Here is a 15,505-nt window from a genome sequence, read left to right as displayed (position 1 = left end):
GGGTTTGTTTTGTGTTGCGGATCTCTTATGCGTCCCGCTACACAAACAAAGCCTTTTAGGCTGTACCTCACTCGTTTGAACTCTGCTGTCAAGGTTCTAAGGGGAGTTTCAAGTTAGTGAATTGTCTTGCGCAAGGGCACTCACTACTAGCAACTCCCCTGAAGAATTTCGCTCGAAGCTTTTAGTAGAGATCTTCTTCTTTGTGGGTCAGAATCGTGCAATCAGATTTGGGATAAGCCACGCAGGTTAAAACGTAGCCAGCTTCAATTTGATCGTCATCCAAGAAAGATTGATCGGATTGGTCAATTTCACCATCTTTAATTTTGCCAGCGCAAGTCGAGCAAGCACCGGCGCGACAAGAGAAAGGCAGGTCGAGTCCTTTTTCTTCCGCTGCGTCGAGAATATACACGTCATCAGCTACTTCAATGGTCTCATCTAGACCTTCGGTTTCATTGATTAACCTGACTTTGTAAGTAGGCATTGGCTCTCCTCTTATGTGTTCTTAACAGCCCTATAAGTTTTCCTTAAGCAGCGGTGTTCGCCCAAATCGATTTCGGCGCTGCGTGCAGGTTTGCTTTACATTCTGATACTAAATGAAAACATCATAGTTTTTATACTTATTTGCCAATTTGGTTGAATGGGATTCGCAATCAATTTTCTTAATTTCATCTTAATTACTTATACTTATGGAAAACAGCTAGCGATAAGGGTTAGGGGAGTTGACTCCTAATTCTGGGGCTAGAGGTACAAATGGGCGTAACAAAAAATAGAGAACATATGGTGTAAAATGATTGGTTTAACTAATTATATTGATGGCAAAATGCCCTTAAAAGTGGGTTTGGTAGGGACTGGATATGCCGCGAAACTAAGGGCCCAAACGTTGCAATCAGATCCCCGCAGCGATCTGGTAGCAATCGCCGGACATACCCCGGAAAAAACCCAGGAATTCGCTCAAACCTACCAAGCTTTGGCGCTAGACTCTTGGCAGGAGTTGGTAGAACGTCCGGATCTAGATTTGGTGGTAATTTGTACAATTAATCGGGATCACGCGGCGATCGCTCGCGCCGCCCTGACGGCGGGTAAGCATGTGGTCGTAGAATATCCCCTCGCCCTGGAACCAAAAGCAGCAGAGGAAGCGATCGCCCTGGCACAAGCCCAGGGTAAACTGTTGCACGTGGAACACATCGAACTGTTGGGGGGAGTCCACCAAGCACTGCGCCAGTCGATCCGGGAAATTGGCACGCCATTTTATGCGCGCTACTGTACGATCAATCCCCAACACCCCGCCCCGCGCAAATGGACTTACAATCCAGTATTATTCGGTTTTCCCCTTAGCGCTGCGCTTTCCCGCTTGCACCGACTCGTCGATCTATTTGGGGAAGTCGTCAGCGCTAGCACTCAAGCGCGTTTTTGGCAAGAAGATCCAGAATTTTACAGCGCCTGTCTTTGTACAACTCGGTTACGTTTCAGTAGCGGTTTAATTGGGGAAGTAATCTACGGTAAGGGAAAAACTTTCTTTCAGGCGGAACGCAAATTTGAAGTCCAAGGCGAACAAGGTACGCTAATATTTGATGGCGAAGAGGGCAAGTTAGTCCGGGGAGAGACAACGGCACCGATCGAAGTGGGAAGTCGGCGGGGTTTGTTTGCTAAGGATACCAAGATGGTACTAGACCATTTACTGGAAGGCACTCCCCTATATGTCACCCCAGCAGAAAGTTTGTATACGCTCAAAGTAGCAGATGCTGCTCGTGAGTCGGCAGAAACGGGTCAAACGGTTTACCTTAAAAATTGATAGAACCCGTACTGAGGACTAAAGTCCTCACTACTAACCTATGAATTTGTTGAAAAAGCCAGATCGTTCGTCTTTTCCTTGGTTTACCGTCGGTATGGCGGGGGTGTTGCTGTTATCATTCGGTTTGCATTTTTGGGGGCTAGATCGATTTAACACTTTGGTGTTTGATGAGGTTTATTACGTTAAGTATGCCAATAACTATTTAACCCGGACGCCTTTTTTTGATGCCCATCCGCCTTTGGGGAAGTATGCGATCGCTCTCGCCATTTGGATCGGCAGTCACTTTCAATCCCCACAAGATGCAGTCAATAATCTAGGGGGCGTGCCTTTTTCTCCCTGGACTTACCGTTGGTTGAATGCCCTCGTGGGTTCGCTGCTGCCTTTTTTGGTGGGTGCGATCGCATATCATATCAGTCACCGTCGCAGTTACGCCCTTATTGCTGCTTTATTCACCACTTTAGATGGTTTATTTCTCGTCGAATCCCGCTATGCTTTAATTAATATTTATCTAGTTTTTTTTGGCTTGTTAGGTCAGTGGTTTTTCCTGCTGGCATTAGAACATCAAGGTCGTTGGCGTTGGGTTTGGTTAGCCCTATCTGGTCTTGGTTTTGGAGCCTGTATTTCAGTTAAGTGGAACGGGTTGGGATTTTTAGTCGGAATTTATCTAATTTGGATTTGTGCCAAGGTAATGCAGTGGATGGGAAGAGACATCAAAAACTCACCCCTTCTTTGCCAAAATTTAACCCTAATTAAATTATATCATTTATTGGCAAATTTGGCTATTCTTCCCGCGATACTTTACTACTTAGTTTGGATTCCCCACTTACAAATAAATACAAAAACGGGATTTTGGGGACTGCACAAACAAATTTTAGGATTTCATCAAGGACTTGGAAGCGGAGCGAGCGTTCATCCTTACTGTTCGAGTTGGTATACTTGGCCTTTAATGCTGCGTCCGATGAGTTATTTTTACGAAACGGCGCGCAATACAACCGAACCCGTTCCATCTTTTGGGCCTCCTTTACCCGCAGGTGCTGGTCAAGTTATTTACGATATTCATGCAATGGGAAATCCATTTTTATGGTGGTTATCAACCGCTGCAATTGTTTTATTGCTAATTGAACTGGCTAGGCACATTTGGTTATTTGCAAGTAGGAATACAGCTCCTTGGATATCTCGTTCCCAGGTTCAACCTGGGAACGATTTCCTAGAGGTTCTGTCTCGGCAGGTTACTCGTGTAATATTGAGAGTCAAGCAGTCACCCAAATTATGGATTGCGCTGTATTTAATGTTGAACTATGCTGCTAACTTTCTTCCTTGGATTAAGGTAACGCGCTGTACGTTTATCTATCTTTATATGCCAGCAGCGATATTTGCATTTTTGACCATTGCATGGCTAGTCGATCGCTGGCTTTATAGTTGCGATATTGAGTTTCGGCTGCTGGGAGTTACGGTGATTTTTATAATTGTATTAGCCTTGGTATTTTGGCTGCCAGTATATTTGGGTTTGCCTTTATCTCCCGCAGCTTTTCAATTGCGAATGTGGCTGCGTTCTTGGTACTAATAACTCAAGTTGTTAGCAAAATCAAACTGGCGGCTAATGGCTAATTGCTCATGGCTAATTGCTCATAGCTAATGTCAGCACGACCTTGCCATCACCTTTGTTTATTTGTAGATTTCTCGTTGGCAAATAAACGATTTTTCAGAGAAACTTTGGTGTTTGCTTGTGTTGGGTTTCATTCTTCAACCCAAGCTAAGTATATTATAAGTGATTAAGCGGAGCTGATATAATGGCTAATGTCAGTAAAAATCCGATCTTAACGTAAGTTGCTAGTTAATAGTTGTGAAATTGGTAATTGGTAATGGGTCATATCATGTCCGTTGAATCACCCGTAATAAAAACCTTCTCTTGTGCGTTGTCTTGTAGGGAACATCAATTGGTTAAAAGTTTTTTGACGCAGCTGTTGGATGTTCCCTACTCCTAATTCAGGGTAATCGACCGGACATAATATCATTGGTAATTTGATTAAAAGGCAGTCTACTCTTGACAATTACCCATTAACCCAGTCAGAAACCCGGTTTCTTCTTCGATTTTTCAGAGAAACCGGGTTTCAATGCCTTGGGATGTAACTAGCAACTTGAGTAAATTAGCAATTAGCAATTAGCAATTAGCACTGTATTATCTGCCCAATTTATTCGGAATGCCTTCGCACCCGCCTGGTATAGTGGCTCTTGTTTTAGTACCGCCCCAGGCGCAACAATAGTAACGCTGTTCTTCTGATAACCGCTGGACGCCTGTGAAGTCGGCGTTTTCTACGACTGCGCCGGTATGCACGCCCGTGGTATAATCGGGAAGTTCGGTGCGACTGCGGGGGGTGGCGGTTTCGGCTTTACCGTAGAAGAAGCGAGTGGCTTTTAAATCTGCGAATGCGAGTTTCGCATCGTAGAGTATTGTACGGGCGAGGTTGGCTTTTACGAGGTCGCATTTAGTCAGATTTGCTCTAACTAGATTGGCGTCGCTTAAATCTGTCCAACGCAGGTCCGTATAAGACATATCGGCACCTGCTAACATTACTCCCAAGTCGATGACGCGAACGCCGTATTCTCGGTCTTCTTCGTATCCGCCATAACCGTTAAAAATTGGGCGTCCTAAAAGTTGGTCGCGCTTGATGGGTGTGAGCAATTTAGACTGGGATAAAAAGCGGATAATTTTGGCTTTTCCTTCTGAGTCTACGCTGCTGAGTAGGGCGGCGGTGCGTCCTTCTGCGATCGCTCTCTCTTGAGGCCAATCTTCTAAAAATCCTTGTTGATCTAATGCTAGATCGGAAACGCCTTGAAAGTATGCGTCGATTGTTTGTTGTTGGGTAATTCTATTTTGCTGGATCGTCAGGTCTTTGGATATAACGTACTGTCGCCACGCAATGTAAACGGCGAGTATGGCGATCAATATTTGCCCTACCGCACCCGTCCATTCTGCCAGAGATCCGACTGCTTCCCAATTAAATTGACTACCCCACCGGATCAGTTGTTTGTAAACTCCAAATATTTTCAGCAATCCCGCGATCGCAAACAATACTCCCACGGTGGCGATTACCAGCGATCGCTCGGTGCTGCTTACTCCATTTAACCAGTTTTCGATCTCAGGCCAAAGCACTCGCAACGAGATCAGCAGCGCTATAATCGACCCCGATGAAGTCAGCCAGAAGTTATTGCTAAATAACCCAAATAGTATGATAGCGATCGCCACCAGGGTTACCAACGCCGCCGCACGAGGCGCAACATAGGAACCTGTGTAACGTTGTTTGACTATAGTTCCCGATTGAATTTCCCTGGATATTTGTCCCTCTTGTTCGTTTGTCGCCATAGTCGCTGTCAAAGATTGACCGTGAGCTACGCTGTCTGTTGTTGCACCATTGTTAGTGGTATCTGCACTTTCTGACGACAATTTTGCTTCTGTGGGGTTAGGGTTGCGAGAATTTGGTTCTGTTGTCATGTTCTAGCTTTCCCAGGCTGTTGCAAAACTAATCCACATTTTAGCTACACTTTACACCACGAACAATTTTTGGCTTTTAGCTAGGGTTTCTATCTGCCAATAAATTGCCTATGGGACGCAATTCAATTTCTATGGCGCTTGTTGCTGTTTTGGCTGTGGTTATTTTAGTTTCGCTTCAGAATGCTTTAAAAATCGAGCTTATATGGGCGCACATTTTTCCATTCTAAATATATAGTATACCAAATCATCAAATTAGTCAAGCGGGTTGAACAAACCCGGTTTTTTAGAAAAACCGGGTTTGTAGCGATCGCTGCACCCGTGGGGTGAGGAAAATCGCAAATATTTGTAATTTTTTTTCCTGTCGAAGCGATCTAGTAGTTTAATATTCGGCAGATATCTATCGGGGGAGGGAAGCCAAATGGAGTCCGGACATTACGAATTCAGCAGTTCGCAAAACGGTCTGATTAAGGATCTGGCGGATAAAATGCGGTTGGTTAGCTTTTTCCTGATTGGTTTGGGTGTTCTTGCTACTATCGGCGGAGTAGCGGCTTTGACAAAAGACGGCTTCGGTAATATTGTCTATGGCACGATTCAAATTATCATTGGTCTCTGGACTCAAAAGGCAGCGTTTTCTTTTCAGCGAATTGTAGATACTCAAGGCAACGATATCGAGAACTTGATGGCGGCATTGGGGGAAATGAGAAAACTTTATACCCTGCAATACTGGCTCTACATTATCGCTTTATTTTTTGTAGCGATCGCACTTGTAGTAGGTATATTCCTTGGCATTGCTTCCGTTAGCAGGTAAGCGATCAAAGTTGTTCTTTTAGATCGGTTTCCCAATCCTTACCCTAAAGAAGAAGTTGCGCCATCGATTCTGGCTACTTCTTCGGAGGATAATTTGACATCAACTGCACGCACCGAGTCTTCAATACTGGAAATTTTACTAGCACCGGGAATAGGCACGATACAAGGTGATTTTGCCATCAACCATGCGAGTACTATACTATATATCGACACGCCTTTTTCTTGAGCGAGTTGAGCGATTTCGGAAATATCTTTTAAAGAACCGACGCGGCGACTTCCACCCAACGGACTCCAAGGCAGAAATGTTAGTTTCTCCCGTTGGCAATACTTTAGCACGCCGTCTAATTCTGGCAGGCGATACCAAGGATTGTACTGATTTTGCACCGAAACAATTTCTACTACATCCCGCGCCCGCTTAATTTGTTCTACGGAAAAGTTAGAGACTCCTACAAACCGGATTAAACCTTCTTCTACTGCTGCTTTTGCAGGTGCGAGGGATGCTTCTATGGAATATTCTGGATCTGGGGCGTGATACTGCCAAACATCGATTGGTTTCTCGCCTCCTAGCGCCTCGAAACTTTCGCGAATTGTCTTTCTTAAATGGTCGGGATTGCCATTGCGCGTCCAAGCACCGTTAGGGCGCATCAAACCACCTTTGGTAGCGACGATGACATTGCTAACATCGCCTTTGTATTGTTGCAGTGCTTTGCGGATCAGTTTTTCATTGTGGTGCTTATCCGACTCATCTTTGCAGTAAGAATCTGCGGTATCGATCAGGGTGACACCAAGGTCGAGGGCGCGATGGATGGTGGCGATCGCTTGTGTTTCCTCTGGTCTGCTGCTGAGGGACATTGGCATTCCACCGAGAGCGATTGCGCTAATATTAACACCCGTATTTCCCAGTTGTTTTGTTTCCATTAGTTATTAGCAATCAGTTGGTTGATTTAACACCAGTATATAAGCTTTATTGCAGTATTTGATATGCGTCATCTTCCCCTAGGAGGATGTCTTTTTCATCATTTTGTTGTTCCTGTAAAGATTTCCAACCTGCTTGCCACATCGAGGGGTCTTTTAGCGCTTTTGCATTGAGCCAAAACCGGACATGGGGGTCGCAGGAAGCCACCATTTCCGCAAATACCATATCGCCTTGATTTTGGCGATTAACTACCTGAAAATGGCGCCATCCCCAAGTTTTTTGCTTTGCCGTCCATTTTGAGCCAACTAGATGGGGAAACTTTTGTTTTTTTGGCATTTTTTCACCTCTAATCTGCCCCAAGATAGTGTGTGCCGCTCGCCAGACAATTTTAGGCTGAGATATGTAGTCACTCCTGGAAATAATTATGACTGGTGAAGCACCCAAACAGCCTGCTTTCAAAGAAAATGTTAATCCACCTACCGGAACCCAGGATATAGTAGACCCCAGAGATCTTGTCCGTACCAGCGGTATCCCGGAAAATCCAGAGGAAGTTATTAGCAATCCTGCTGTTGCGCCGCAAATGCCTGACGACATTCTGAGAGATTTGCGGGGAGATTTGAGTAAAGAAGCGTAATTTGCTAATTGCTAATTGCTAATTGCTAATTGCTAGTTGGCGGCAAAAGCATTTTCCTATTACCGATTGACGCCTGCTGGCGTCTTTTAACAAATGCAAAAAAGCAACAGCAGGCGTCAATTTTAAAGTTTTTTAGCTTTAGAACAAACCCAGGGTCAAGGATTTGTCAATTGGGAAGATAGCACCGATACCCAGCCACAGGGTGACCAGAGTGCCGAATAGAAATACTGCCATTGCAACAGGACGACGGAAAGGATTTTGGAACTTATTGACGCTTTCAATGAAGGGAACGATAATCAGACCCAGGGGTACAGATCCCATTAATACAACGCCCAGCAGTTTGTTTGGAACGGTACGCAGGATTTGAAAAACAGGCCACAGATACCATTCTGGCAGGATTTCCAGTGGCGTTGCGAAGGGATTAGAAGCTTCTCCCACTGGTGCTGGATCGAGAACGGCTAGACCAATTATTAAAGCCATCGACCCCATAATTACAACGGGGAAGATATACAGCAGGTCGTTGGGCCATGCGGGTTCGCCGTAGTAGTTATGACCCATTCCCTTAGCAAGTTTGGCACGTAAGACTGGATCTGCCAAATCTGGTTTTTTGATTGTCGCCATGATTGAGAGTGTTCTCCTTAGAAGTGAGAAAGGTTTGAGGTTTGGTAGAGGCGGGTAATACCTGCCCATCTATGCCACGATCAACAGTTTATTTAAACCCGCCCCCGTCTGCTGACTATTCGCTGTTTTATATCAAGCGCCGTACTTACAACGGACCGGAAATGCCTTGCTTGCGAATCATCAAGAAGTGCAGCAGCATGAACACGGCGATTAGCCAGGGTAAAACAAAGGTGTGGGCGCTGTAGTAGCGGGTCAAGGTTGCTTGACCGACGCTGGAACCGCCGCGCAGCAAGTCTGCCATCAAGGTGCCAACGACTGGAATCGCTTCTGGTACGCCACTGACGATCTTTACCGCCCAGTATCCCAATTGATCCCAAGGCAGGGAGTATCCGGTTACACCAAAAGAAACGGTGATTACTGCTAGGATGACGCCGGTTACCCAAGTCAGTTCGCGGGGCTTTTTGAAGCCTCCGGTTAAATAAACCCGGAAGATGTGCAGAATCATCATCAACACCATCATGCTGGCAGACCAGCGGTGGATCGAGCGAATTAGCCAACCGAAGTTAACTTCGGTCATGATGTACTGCACTGACGAGAAGGCTTCGGTGACGGTTGGCTTGTAGTAGAACGTCATCGCAAATCCAGTTGCGAACTGGACTATAAAGCATACCAGGGTGATGCCGCCCAGGCAGTAAAAGATATTGACGTGGGGTGGAACGTACTTGCTGGTGACGTCATCGGCAAGTGCCTGAATCTCCAAGCGTTCCTCAAACCAATCGTAAACGTTTGCCATAAAGCCAGAATTCCTAAAGGATGTATTGCTGTTGTGGGGTTTCCCGCTTAGAGAAGGCGGTGGGGGTGACGGGTTTCCCGATCCTACCTGTGGACTTCGGAGTCTTCTTGTCCACAGGCGTTAATTCGGAGGTAACCCGTCCTACTCAAAAGTTAGTCAAACTTGTCCGCGATATTAAGCTTGGTTTTAGCTCCTGCTTGGACAATTTTGCCGAATTATAGCCGAAAATCTGACTATAATTCCCTCTCTTAGCTTTCCTGAACTGGTTCCTGACTCTTATTTCTCAGATGCCAATTGCAGATGATGCTGACACAGAGGTGTTGAACGCGCCATTCTACAACTTGTATCAGATAGATGAGACGGGTTGCGTTCGATCTTCTATTAAAAAAAGTAACATAGTCCGCAAGAGGTTTTCCGTTGAATTTACAGATCGCTGGGTTTGCCCCAAGTTGGCAACCCAGGCTGAAATTTGGCAGGATTGGTCAAACTATCTGATTAGTGGCGGTCGAATGAAGTATAAGCTTTGTGACATGCAAAATCGCTTTTTACGGGTTGGGATTTCTGCTATCCTTTCGGTTATTTTGGCTTTGGGCGGGTGGGCATCTCCTGCTGCGGCTTTGAGTGAGGAGCAAAGGCTTTTAGCAGAAGTCTGGCGAATTGTCAATCACTCTTATGTAGATGATACGTTCAACCATCAAAATTGGTGGCATTTGCGGGAGAAGCTGATCAAGCAACCGCTGAACAATCGAGAGCAGACTTATGGGGCGATCGCGAAAATGCTATCGAGCTTAGACGATCCTTTTACACGACACCTGAAACCGGATCAATATCGCAGTTTACAGGTTTCGACTTCTGGAGAACTAACTGGAGTGGGATTGCAAATTGCCTTGGATGAAAAAACAGGCGAATTGCAAGTGATAGCGGCGATTGCGGGTTCTCCAGCGGAACAAGCAGGGATACAACCGCAGGATCGGATCAAAGAAATAGACGGCTTTTCTACAGCGCAACTCACCTTGGATGAAGCTGCTGCCAGGATGCGCGGGCCGCGCGGCACTAGCGTCAGCCTTACTTTAGCACGGGATGGGGAACAGATCACACAAGTGCGTTTGGTGCGCGATCGCATCGCCCTTAACCCAGTCCTCGCCGAACTGCATTCCGAACCTGGAGACGCGAAAGTTGGCTATATTCGCCTCAATCAATTTAGCGCCAACGCTCCCGCCGAGTTAGCCCACGCCGTAGCGCGCCTAGAGCAACAAGGTGCCGATTCATACATTCTCGACCTGCGAAACAATCCCGGTGGTTTGTTGCAGGCAGGAATTGAAATTGCTCGCCTGTGGTTAGATGAAGGTACGATTGTTTACACCGTTAACCGACAAGGCGTAATCGGCAGTTTTGAAGCGAGTGGAGAGGCGCTAACCCGCGATCCTTTGGTGGTGTTAGTTAATCGGGGAACCGCCAGCGCCAGCGAAATTCTTGCCGGTGCTTTGCAAGATAACCATCGCGCTCAATTGGTGGGTGAAAAAACTTTTGGTAAAGGCTTAATCCAGTCTTTATTTGATTTATCAGATGGTTCTGGATTAGCAGTAACAGTTGCCAAGTACGAAACTCCCAAGCACCATGATATTAACAAGTTGGGGATTATGCCCGACCAAGTTGTAAACTTTGAGCCAATTAAGCGAGATCAAATTGGCACAGATGCAGACCGACAATATCAAGCAGCGGTTAAACTGTTGAGGAACCCGTCAATAGTTGCCCATGCTGGGTAGATATTATTTCAGAAACCCGGTTTTTTAGAAAAACCGGGTTTCTGGTTAACCAAGTAAGTTATCCGCTGTAATGAAACTATTGACGAGATCGAGAGGAGAAATATTCATTACTGCGCCTAAATAACCGCCATTAGCGATGCGAATAAAAGTGCCGTCTAATCGACCATTACCGTCGGGATCGAACAGTTGAGGCAGTGCTGATGCTGTATTTGCGATTGTAGTTCCACCGACTGAAGAACCTTGCCTTCTGAATTCATCGGCAGTGACGCTGAAACGTTCTAAAACAATGTCAACCAGGGTGAGTCCGCCGGTGATGCCAATTTGATCGATGCCTTGTTCAAAACCAGCGATTGCATCTGCTTCAAACTTGTTAGTTACAGAGGTATCTCTGCGGAGGACGAAAACATCGGCAGCGCCATCGCGTAGTAGGACGTTGGCATCTCCCAACAACAAATCTTGTCCCAAGTCACCAGATAAGATATCCCTACCGTTACCACCCGATAGAATATCATCATCTTTCCCCCCGCGCAGCGTGTCGTTTCCATCACCTCCTTCCAGATAATCAAGACCTAGATTGCCGCTGAGAATGTCATTTCCGGCATTGCCAAAGAGATCGTCACCATCCTTGCCACCATAAATAATGTCGTTACCGCCGCCGCCGATTAGGGAATCGCTGCCTTGATTGCCAAAGATCAGTTCGCTGTCAGTCGATCCTTTTACGGTATCGTTGCCTTCCAGGGCAAATAAGCCTTCTGGATAAGGGGTGAGGAAGCCCGCATTCAGGGTAAAATTATCCGAGGTTGGATTTAACAGATAGCGAGGGCCATCAGCACCTGCCATAGTGGTATTCTCCTGGAACGTCGCCAAGCAACTTTAGCAGACTTCAGCGCCTGCGCGATCGCATCCTTGCAATCCTACACTGGGATTTTGACGATATTCTTTTTGGGGAACCCAGATATTTATTTTGCGATCTTTTTGTGCGATCGCATAAATATATTCAACGCTGGGGTCATAATTTACACCCACGCGCAAGTTAGAAAAATCATCTTCGCAGATCTCGTAGCCAAACCTAACCACAATTTGAGCCACCAGGCAATCAGCTGTATAACCGTATTCTCCGTGGATTTCTCTTTCTTGCCAAAACTTTTCTAGAAACGGTTTGAGGATGGGCAAGATTTTGTTGGGGCTGCCATTCCTGCTAGCATAAACGATTACCGGATTTCCTTCTACAACGATGTGACAGGGCGTAGGCATTTTTGTTTAATAAACAGGTTTACCGATCCAGGGTACCGCTCTACGATGCACCTGGGGTAGGGTAAAAATACTATTTCTCAAAATTAAATACTCGTTTCCCACCGGAAGAATACCTATTTAACGAACCGCCAAGACGCCAAGAACGCCAAGAAAGAAGAGGGGAGATCTTCAGCGCGCTAAGGGAGTAACGGTAGGAGGAAGAGGCATATGGAAGTGGGAGGCAGTTGTCTCCCACTTGGTTACCAGACTCAGCCGATAACGCAAGTAGGGGCGGGTTTAACCAGAAAAGAAACCGGGTTTCGACCACGATCTATTTCCTGGATCAACAATTTTTCACAGAAACCCGGTTTCTGTCGGTAAAACCCGCCCCTACCAGTTATAACCTTGGGCGTTGCTAATAGGTAATTGCTAATTGTGAGAGCTATATAATATCCTTCTATTAGCCATTAGCCATTAGCCATTAGCTATTAGCCAGCAACTTGAGTTAATAGCGCCTATTGTCTCAAAATCAATCAAGCCGACGCGAGGGATAGTTGCCTTTAATTTCCCTGTTGTAAAATCGTCCTGGAGAATTGGTTGAAAGCAGATCTTCCCAGGTTTCTTCATCCACACCTTCATACTCATAAACCGAGCCGTTTTTAAACTCAATTTGCAATAAGTGGCGGTCTGGATCGTATCCGATAGAATTTGCCATTGTGGAGTGTACTGGTAGCATGGGGATTTCTTCTTGGACTCCCGGTAGTTGGTAAAAGTCAATGGATGCAGCAAGTTCGGGAGAGTCTGACGCTGCAATTTCATTCAGTTGTACGAGTCCTTCATAGGCGGCTTTCGGTGCGGGAATTTCGATTATATCCAGCCGATCGCCCCGGTCGATTGCTATTGCTAAATAATCGTCATTGTGACTGATGGCTAAAATGTTGCTGAGATCGAGTTTGTTGAATTGCATGTAAATGTCTCCTTTAGTTGCTAATTGCTAATTGCTAATGGTTAATTTTTACAATTAGCCATTAGCAATTAGCATTACTTCATTTTGTTTTGATTTTTGGCTTGTTCTAGGGCAATTTCTTTCATGGCTTGGAAGGAACTGAGATTGGAGGATCCTTCGATTGCTTTCACCGCCAAATCTTGTACTTGTTTGAGGGCGGCATCGAGTTGTTTGGATAAATTTTGAATCCGGAAGTTTTGAGAGTCTATTGTTTCTTGAAGCGATTGAATTCGCAATTCGTAGTTGCGCTTGCTGCCTTCGATTTCTTTGGCAAGTAAATCTGCTTTGACTTTGGCTTGACCATAAGCAATAGCTTTGCCTTCTTCTTTGGTACGTTTAATTGCGGCTTCCAAATCTTTTGGCATTGCTTCAACTTTGGTTTTAAGTTCGGAAAATTGCGTTTCTCGTTCGGCGATCGCTTTTTCCCGTTCTGCCCATTGTTTTTCTTGATTTTTCTGGAATTCGTCTAACTCTTGATACAGTCGCTTTTTCTCTTGTTCGTATTCTTCATCTGACAGTTTCCGTTGCAAGGTCAAATCGTAACTGTATTCTTTGGTATCCCGTAGCCTCGTTTTGGCAAGGGTTTCGTTGCGATCTTTAATCAGGCGGCGGTGTTCTTCTTGTTCTTTTTCCCACGCTTTTTTGGCAGTGGTTGTTGCTAGGTTAATTTCATCTGTGCGTTGGCGCAGTTCTTCGTTAAAGGTTTTGGAACTTTCTTCGTATTGTTGGATTAATGTGTCTAGGCTACCGTCGGTTACTTCTAAGCTGTGCAGTGCTTGCAATTCTTGTCGTTCTTCGCTGACTTTTCGCTGTGCTTCTTGGAGTTTAAATGCTTCGAGGACGAGCTTTTCGGACAAGTCGCTGACTGCACCGCCAAAGTTTAGTTGCAGTTGGTTTAACCCGTCAATGATTGATTCCATTTTCTGTTGTTTTGGAACGGGTTTGATGATGACTTCGTTGTTGGTTTTGCCGTTGCCGTTGCGGGGAGTGGTTTGAGTTTCTGGTTTTTGTACGATCTGGGATTCCAATTCTTTCTTTTCTTTCATTAGTTCGTTGTAGGCGGTGAGGATTTCAGCTTTGGTGCTTTTTTCGGTGGGTCGTTTGGTTGCCATAATGATTTGAGATGTTTTGGGTTTGTTGAGAATTTTGTAGGGTTACTCTCTTCCCGCCAGAAGAATTTTTAAATAAACCGCGAAGACGCGAAGGACGCGAAGGAAGAGGAAAGAAGAAGTTGAGATAGTTTTCTGGCGGAATGGGAGTAGGTAGAGGGGAAGTGAAGGGATCTACTCGCCTCGGTCAAATATCTTTTTAATGAACCGCAGAGACGCAGAGGACGCGGAGGGAGGAGGTGGGGAGGGAGTTGGGTTTTTTAGGTGCGATTTGGGGTGTTGCTGAAGGCGCGCATTGCTAGTTCTTGGGCTTGGCGCAATGCGGTTTGGAGTTGGGTGGTGATTTCGGCTATTTGTTCGGTTTGTTTTTGGATTTTGGTGTCTAGGGATTGGATTTGTAGTTCGTATCCTTGTTTGGTGGATTCCCATTCTTTTTCCACCAAGTCTGATTTGATTTTGGCTTCTTGAGCAGCATCTCGAATGCCTTCTTCGCGAGCTTTTTTGATTGCTTCGCCCAGTTCGTTGGGAAATGCTGCTGTTTTGCGTTGGTATTCTTCGAGTAATGTTTGATTTGCTGCCAAAATCTGTTCTCGTTCTGTCCAGTTTTTCTGTTTGGTTTGGTTTGTTTCTTGGATGTCTCGTTCGATTTGGCGTTTGGTTTCTTCATATTCGTCTCTGGCAATTTTCCGCGATCGCTCGGTGTTGTATTCGTAGTCTTCTTCGTGTTTTGTGCGATCGCTTTGTTGCAGTTCGTTGGTTTCGTTGGTGGTGAGGTCGAATTCTTCTTGTTCTCGTTGCCAGATTTTGCGGGTTTCGGCGGTTTCTTTGGCTAGGATTTCGCGATCGCTTGCGGATCGTTGTTCGAGTAAGCGCAGGTTTTCTTGATGTTCTTGGGTTAATAAATAAAGGGCATCGGCGACGACGCGGGTTTGCTGGAGTTCTTGCAGGTGTTGGTTTTCGGTTGCGATCGCGCGTTTGAGGTCATCCAATTTTGTGGTTTCTGTGGTCAACCGCGTCGAAAGTCCGGTAACAATGTTGCCAAATTCGAGTTGCAGATCTGCCAATCCCCGGACGATGCTATCTGCTGTGTATTGGGAAACTGTTTCTAATACGGTGCGGTTTTTCTCTTTTTCGGCTTCTTCTTCTTTGGTAGCGACGCGGGATGCAACTTTGCGCCGTTCTGCCAAGATCTGTTCAAATGCTTCGAGAATCTTCGCCTTGCTGTCTTTGGCGGCAAACTGGTTCATAATCTACCTTTTGCTGCTAGAGTGGTATTAGGATGCAAACTGTAGTTTGCATTTCATGGTTACTACTCTAACACGGGTTGTCTGCCTA

General features: G+C 45.6%; 16 protein-coding genes. 5 read left to right on the top strand and 11 right to left on the bottom strand.

Annotated features, from left to right (window positions below; translation table 11 throughout):
- Window positions 1-181: 181 nt before the first annotated feature.
- Window positions 182-481 carry a ferredoxin gene (locus ACE1CM_RS08090; RefSeq protein WP_374876893.1) on the bottom strand — a complete coding sequence of 100 codons (300 nt, stop codon included), beginning with the start codon at window positions 479-481 and terminating at the stop codon, window positions 182-184.
- A gap of 306 nt (window positions 482-787) precedes the next feature.
- On the opposite strand from ACE1CM_RS08090, the gene ACE1CM_RS08085 reads away from it, so the two are divergent.
- Together ACE1CM_RS08085 and ACE1CM_RS08080 are read left to right on the top strand one after the other, a co-directional pair.
- Window positions 788-1,792: a Gfo/Idh/MocA family protein gene (locus tag ACE1CM_RS08085; protein ID WP_374876892.1), complete on the top strand. Its 1,005-nt coding sequence runs from the start codon at window positions 788-790 to the stop codon at window positions 1,790-1,792.
- 40 nt (window positions 1,793-1,832) lie between these two features.
- On the top strand, window positions 1,833-3,356 hold the full coding sequence (locus tag ACE1CM_RS08080; RefSeq protein WP_374876891.1) for a dolichyl-phosphate-mannose--protein mannosyltransferase: 1,524 nt from the start codon (window positions 1,833-1,835) through the stop codon (window positions 3,354-3,356).
- Window positions 3,357-3,971: 615 nt separating this feature from the next.
- Here the strand turns inward: ACE1CM_RS08080 and ACE1CM_RS08075 are convergent.
- Complete coding sequence (locus tag ACE1CM_RS08075) at window positions 3,972-5,285, bottom strand: pentapeptide repeat-containing protein (RefSeq protein ID WP_374876890.1); 1,314 nt, start codon at window positions 5,283-5,285, stop codon at window positions 3,972-3,974.
- Window positions 5,286-5,703: 418 nt separating this feature from the next.
- On the opposite strand from ACE1CM_RS08075, the gene ACE1CM_RS08070 reads away from it, so the two are divergent.
- Window positions 5,704-6,093, top strand: a complete 390-nt coding sequence (locus tag ACE1CM_RS08070) for a hypothetical protein (RefSeq protein WP_374876889.1) — start codon at window positions 5,704-5,706, stop codon at window positions 6,091-6,093.
- 38 nt (window positions 6,094-6,131) lie between these two features.
- Here the strand turns inward: ACE1CM_RS08070 and ACE1CM_RS08065 are convergent, their stop codons facing one another.
- Both ACE1CM_RS08065 and ACE1CM_RS08060 read right to left on the bottom strand, forming a co-directional pair.
- A complete protein-coding gene (locus ACE1CM_RS08065) occupies window positions 6,132-7,010 on the bottom strand; it encodes an aldo/keto reductase (protein ID WP_374876888.1) in 879 nt (292 codons plus the stop codon).
- Between the two features lie 46 nt (window positions 7,011-7,056).
- Window positions 7,057-7,344: a TIGR02450 family Trp-rich protein gene (locus tag ACE1CM_RS08060; protein WP_374876887.1), complete on the bottom strand. Its 288-nt coding sequence runs from the start codon at window positions 7,342-7,344 to the stop codon at window positions 7,057-7,059.
- An 88-nt stretch (window positions 7,345-7,432) separates the two neighbouring features.
- Here ACE1CM_RS08060 and ACE1CM_RS08055 point away from each other — a divergent pair, with 88 nt between their 5' ends.
- Window positions 7,433-7,642 (top strand): hypothetical protein, encoded by a 210-nt coding sequence (locus ACE1CM_RS08055; RefSeq protein WP_374876886.1) that lies wholly within the window; start codon window positions 7,433-7,435, stop codon window positions 7,640-7,642.
- A gap of 138 nt (window positions 7,643-7,780) precedes the next feature.
- Here ACE1CM_RS08055 and petD read toward each other — a convergent pair whose 3' ends face one another.
- On the bottom strand, window positions 7,781-8,263 hold the full coding sequence (gene petD, locus ACE1CM_RS08050; protein ID WP_374876885.1) for a cytochrome b6-f complex subunit IV: 483 nt from the start codon (window positions 8,261-8,263) through the stop codon (window positions 7,781-7,783).
- 145 nt (window positions 8,264-8,408) lie between these two features.
- Window positions 8,409-9,056: a cytochrome b6 gene (gene petB / locus ACE1CM_RS08045; RefSeq protein WP_226590222.1), complete on the bottom strand. Its 648-nt coding sequence runs from the start codon at window positions 9,054-9,056 to the stop codon at window positions 8,409-8,411.
- Window positions 9,057-9,586: 530 nt separating this feature from the next.
- Between petB and ctpA the strand changes: the two genes are divergently transcribed.
- The gene (gene ctpA, locus ACE1CM_RS08040; protein ID WP_374876894.1) at window positions 9,587-10,822 is read left to right on the top strand and encodes a carboxyl-terminal processing protease CtpA; all 1,236 of its coding nucleotides are present in this window, start codon (window positions 9,587-9,589) and stop codon (window positions 10,820-10,822) included.
- Window positions 10,823-10,867: 45 nt separating this feature from the next.
- Here ctpA and ACE1CM_RS08035 read toward each other — a convergent pair whose 3' ends face one another.
- The 5 genes from ACE1CM_RS08035 to ACE1CM_RS08015 form a co-directional block, all read right to left on the bottom strand.
- On the bottom strand, window positions 10,868-11,662 hold the full coding sequence (locus ACE1CM_RS08035; RefSeq protein ID WP_374876884.1) for a calcium-binding protein: 795 nt from the start codon (window positions 11,660-11,662) through the stop codon (window positions 10,868-10,870).
- A gap of 33 nt (window positions 11,663-11,695) precedes the next feature.
- Window positions 11,696-12,076 (bottom strand): histidine kinase, encoded by a 381-nt coding sequence (locus tag ACE1CM_RS08030; RefSeq protein ID WP_374876883.1) that lies wholly within the window; start codon window positions 12,074-12,076, stop codon window positions 11,696-11,698.
- A gap of 508 nt (window positions 12,077-12,584) precedes the next feature.
- Window positions 12,585-13,022 carry a KTSC domain-containing protein gene (locus ACE1CM_RS08025; protein WP_374876882.1) on the bottom strand — a complete coding sequence of 146 codons (438 nt, stop codon included), beginning with the start codon at window positions 13,020-13,022 and terminating at the stop codon, window positions 12,585-12,587.
- A gap of 74 nt (window positions 13,023-13,096) precedes the next feature.
- The gene (locus ACE1CM_RS08020) at window positions 13,097-14,173 is read right to left on the bottom strand and encodes a hypothetical protein (protein WP_374876881.1); all 1,077 of its coding nucleotides are present in this window, start codon (window positions 14,171-14,173) and stop codon (window positions 13,097-13,099) included.
- Between the two features lie 257 nt (window positions 14,174-14,430).
- Window positions 14,431-15,417, bottom strand: a complete 987-nt coding sequence (locus ACE1CM_RS08015; protein WP_374876880.1) for a hypothetical protein — start codon at window positions 15,415-15,417, stop codon at window positions 14,431-14,433.
- Between the last annotated feature and the right edge of the window lie 88 nt (window positions 15,418-15,505).

It is taken from the genome of Microseira sp. BLCC-F43 (assembly GCF_041929235.1).
GTDB lineage: Bacteria > Cyanobacteriota > Cyanobacteriia > Cyanobacteriales > Aerosakkonemataceae > Microseira.
This window is presented reverse-complemented; position numbering and strand designations above follow the sequence as displayed.

What these genes read in the sequence shown, in the direction of transcription:
- ACE1CM_RS08030 (WP_374876883.1), bottom strand. Translation starts at nt 12,076, where the DNA reads ATGCCTACGCCCTGTCACATCGTTGTAGAAGGAAATCCGGTAATCGTT.
- ACE1CM_RS08025 (WP_374876882.1), bottom strand. Translation starts at nt 13,022, where the DNA reads ATGCAATTCAACAAACTCGATCTCAGCAACATTTTAGCCATCAGTCAC.
- ACE1CM_RS08085 (WP_374876892.1), top strand. Translation starts at nt 788, where the DNA reads ATGATTGGTTTAACTAATTATATTGATGGCAAAATGCCCTTAAAAGTG.
- ACE1CM_RS08035 (WP_374876884.1), bottom strand. Translation starts at nt 11,662, where the DNA reads ATGGCAGGTGCTGATGGCCCTCGCTATCTGTTAAATCCAACCTCGGAT.
- ACE1CM_RS08020 (WP_374876881.1), bottom strand. Translation starts at nt 14,173, where the DNA reads ATGGCAACCAAACGACCCACCGAAAAAAGCACCAAAGCTGAAATCCTC.
- ACE1CM_RS08015 (WP_374876880.1), bottom strand. Translation starts at nt 15,417, where the DNA reads ATGAACCAGTTTGCCGCCAAAGACAGCAAGGCGAAGATTCTCGAAGCA.
- petD (WP_374876885.1), bottom strand. Translation starts at nt 8,263, where the DNA reads ATGGCGACAATCAAAAAACCAGATTTGGCAGATCCAGTCTTACGTGCC.
- ACE1CM_RS08065 (WP_374876888.1), bottom strand. Translation starts at nt 7,010, where the DNA reads ATGGAAACAAAACAACTGGGAAATACGGGTGTTAATATTAGCGCAATC.
- ACE1CM_RS08070 (WP_374876889.1), top strand. Translation starts at nt 5,704, where the DNA reads ATGGAGTCCGGACATTACGAATTCAGCAGTTCGCAAAACGGTCTGATT.
- ACE1CM_RS08055 (WP_374876886.1), top strand. Translation starts at nt 7,433, where the DNA reads ATGACTGGTGAAGCACCCAAACAGCCTGCTTTCAAAGAAAATGTTAAT.
- ACE1CM_RS08075 (WP_374876890.1), bottom strand. Translation starts at nt 5,285, where the DNA reads ATGACAACAGAACCAAATTCTCGCAACCCTAACCCCACAGAAGCAAAA.
- petB (WP_226590222.1), bottom strand. Translation starts at nt 9,056, where the DNA reads ATGGCAAACGTTTACGATTGGTTTGAGGAACGCTTGGAGATTCAGGCA.
- ACE1CM_RS08060 (WP_374876887.1), bottom strand. Translation starts at nt 7,344, where the DNA reads ATGCCAAAAAAACAAAAGTTTCCCCATCTAGTTGGCTCAAAATGGACG.
- ACE1CM_RS08090 (WP_374876893.1), bottom strand. Translation starts at nt 481, where the DNA reads ATGCCTACTTACAAAGTCAGGTTAATCAATGAAACCGAAGGTCTAGAT.
- ctpA (WP_374876894.1), top strand. Translation starts at nt 9,587, where the DNA reads ATGCAAAATCGCTTTTTACGGGTTGGGATTTCTGCTATCCTTTCGGTT.
- ACE1CM_RS08080 (WP_374876891.1), top strand. Translation starts at nt 1,833, where the DNA reads ATGAATTTGTTGAAAAAGCCAGATCGTTCGTCTTTTCCTTGGTTTACC.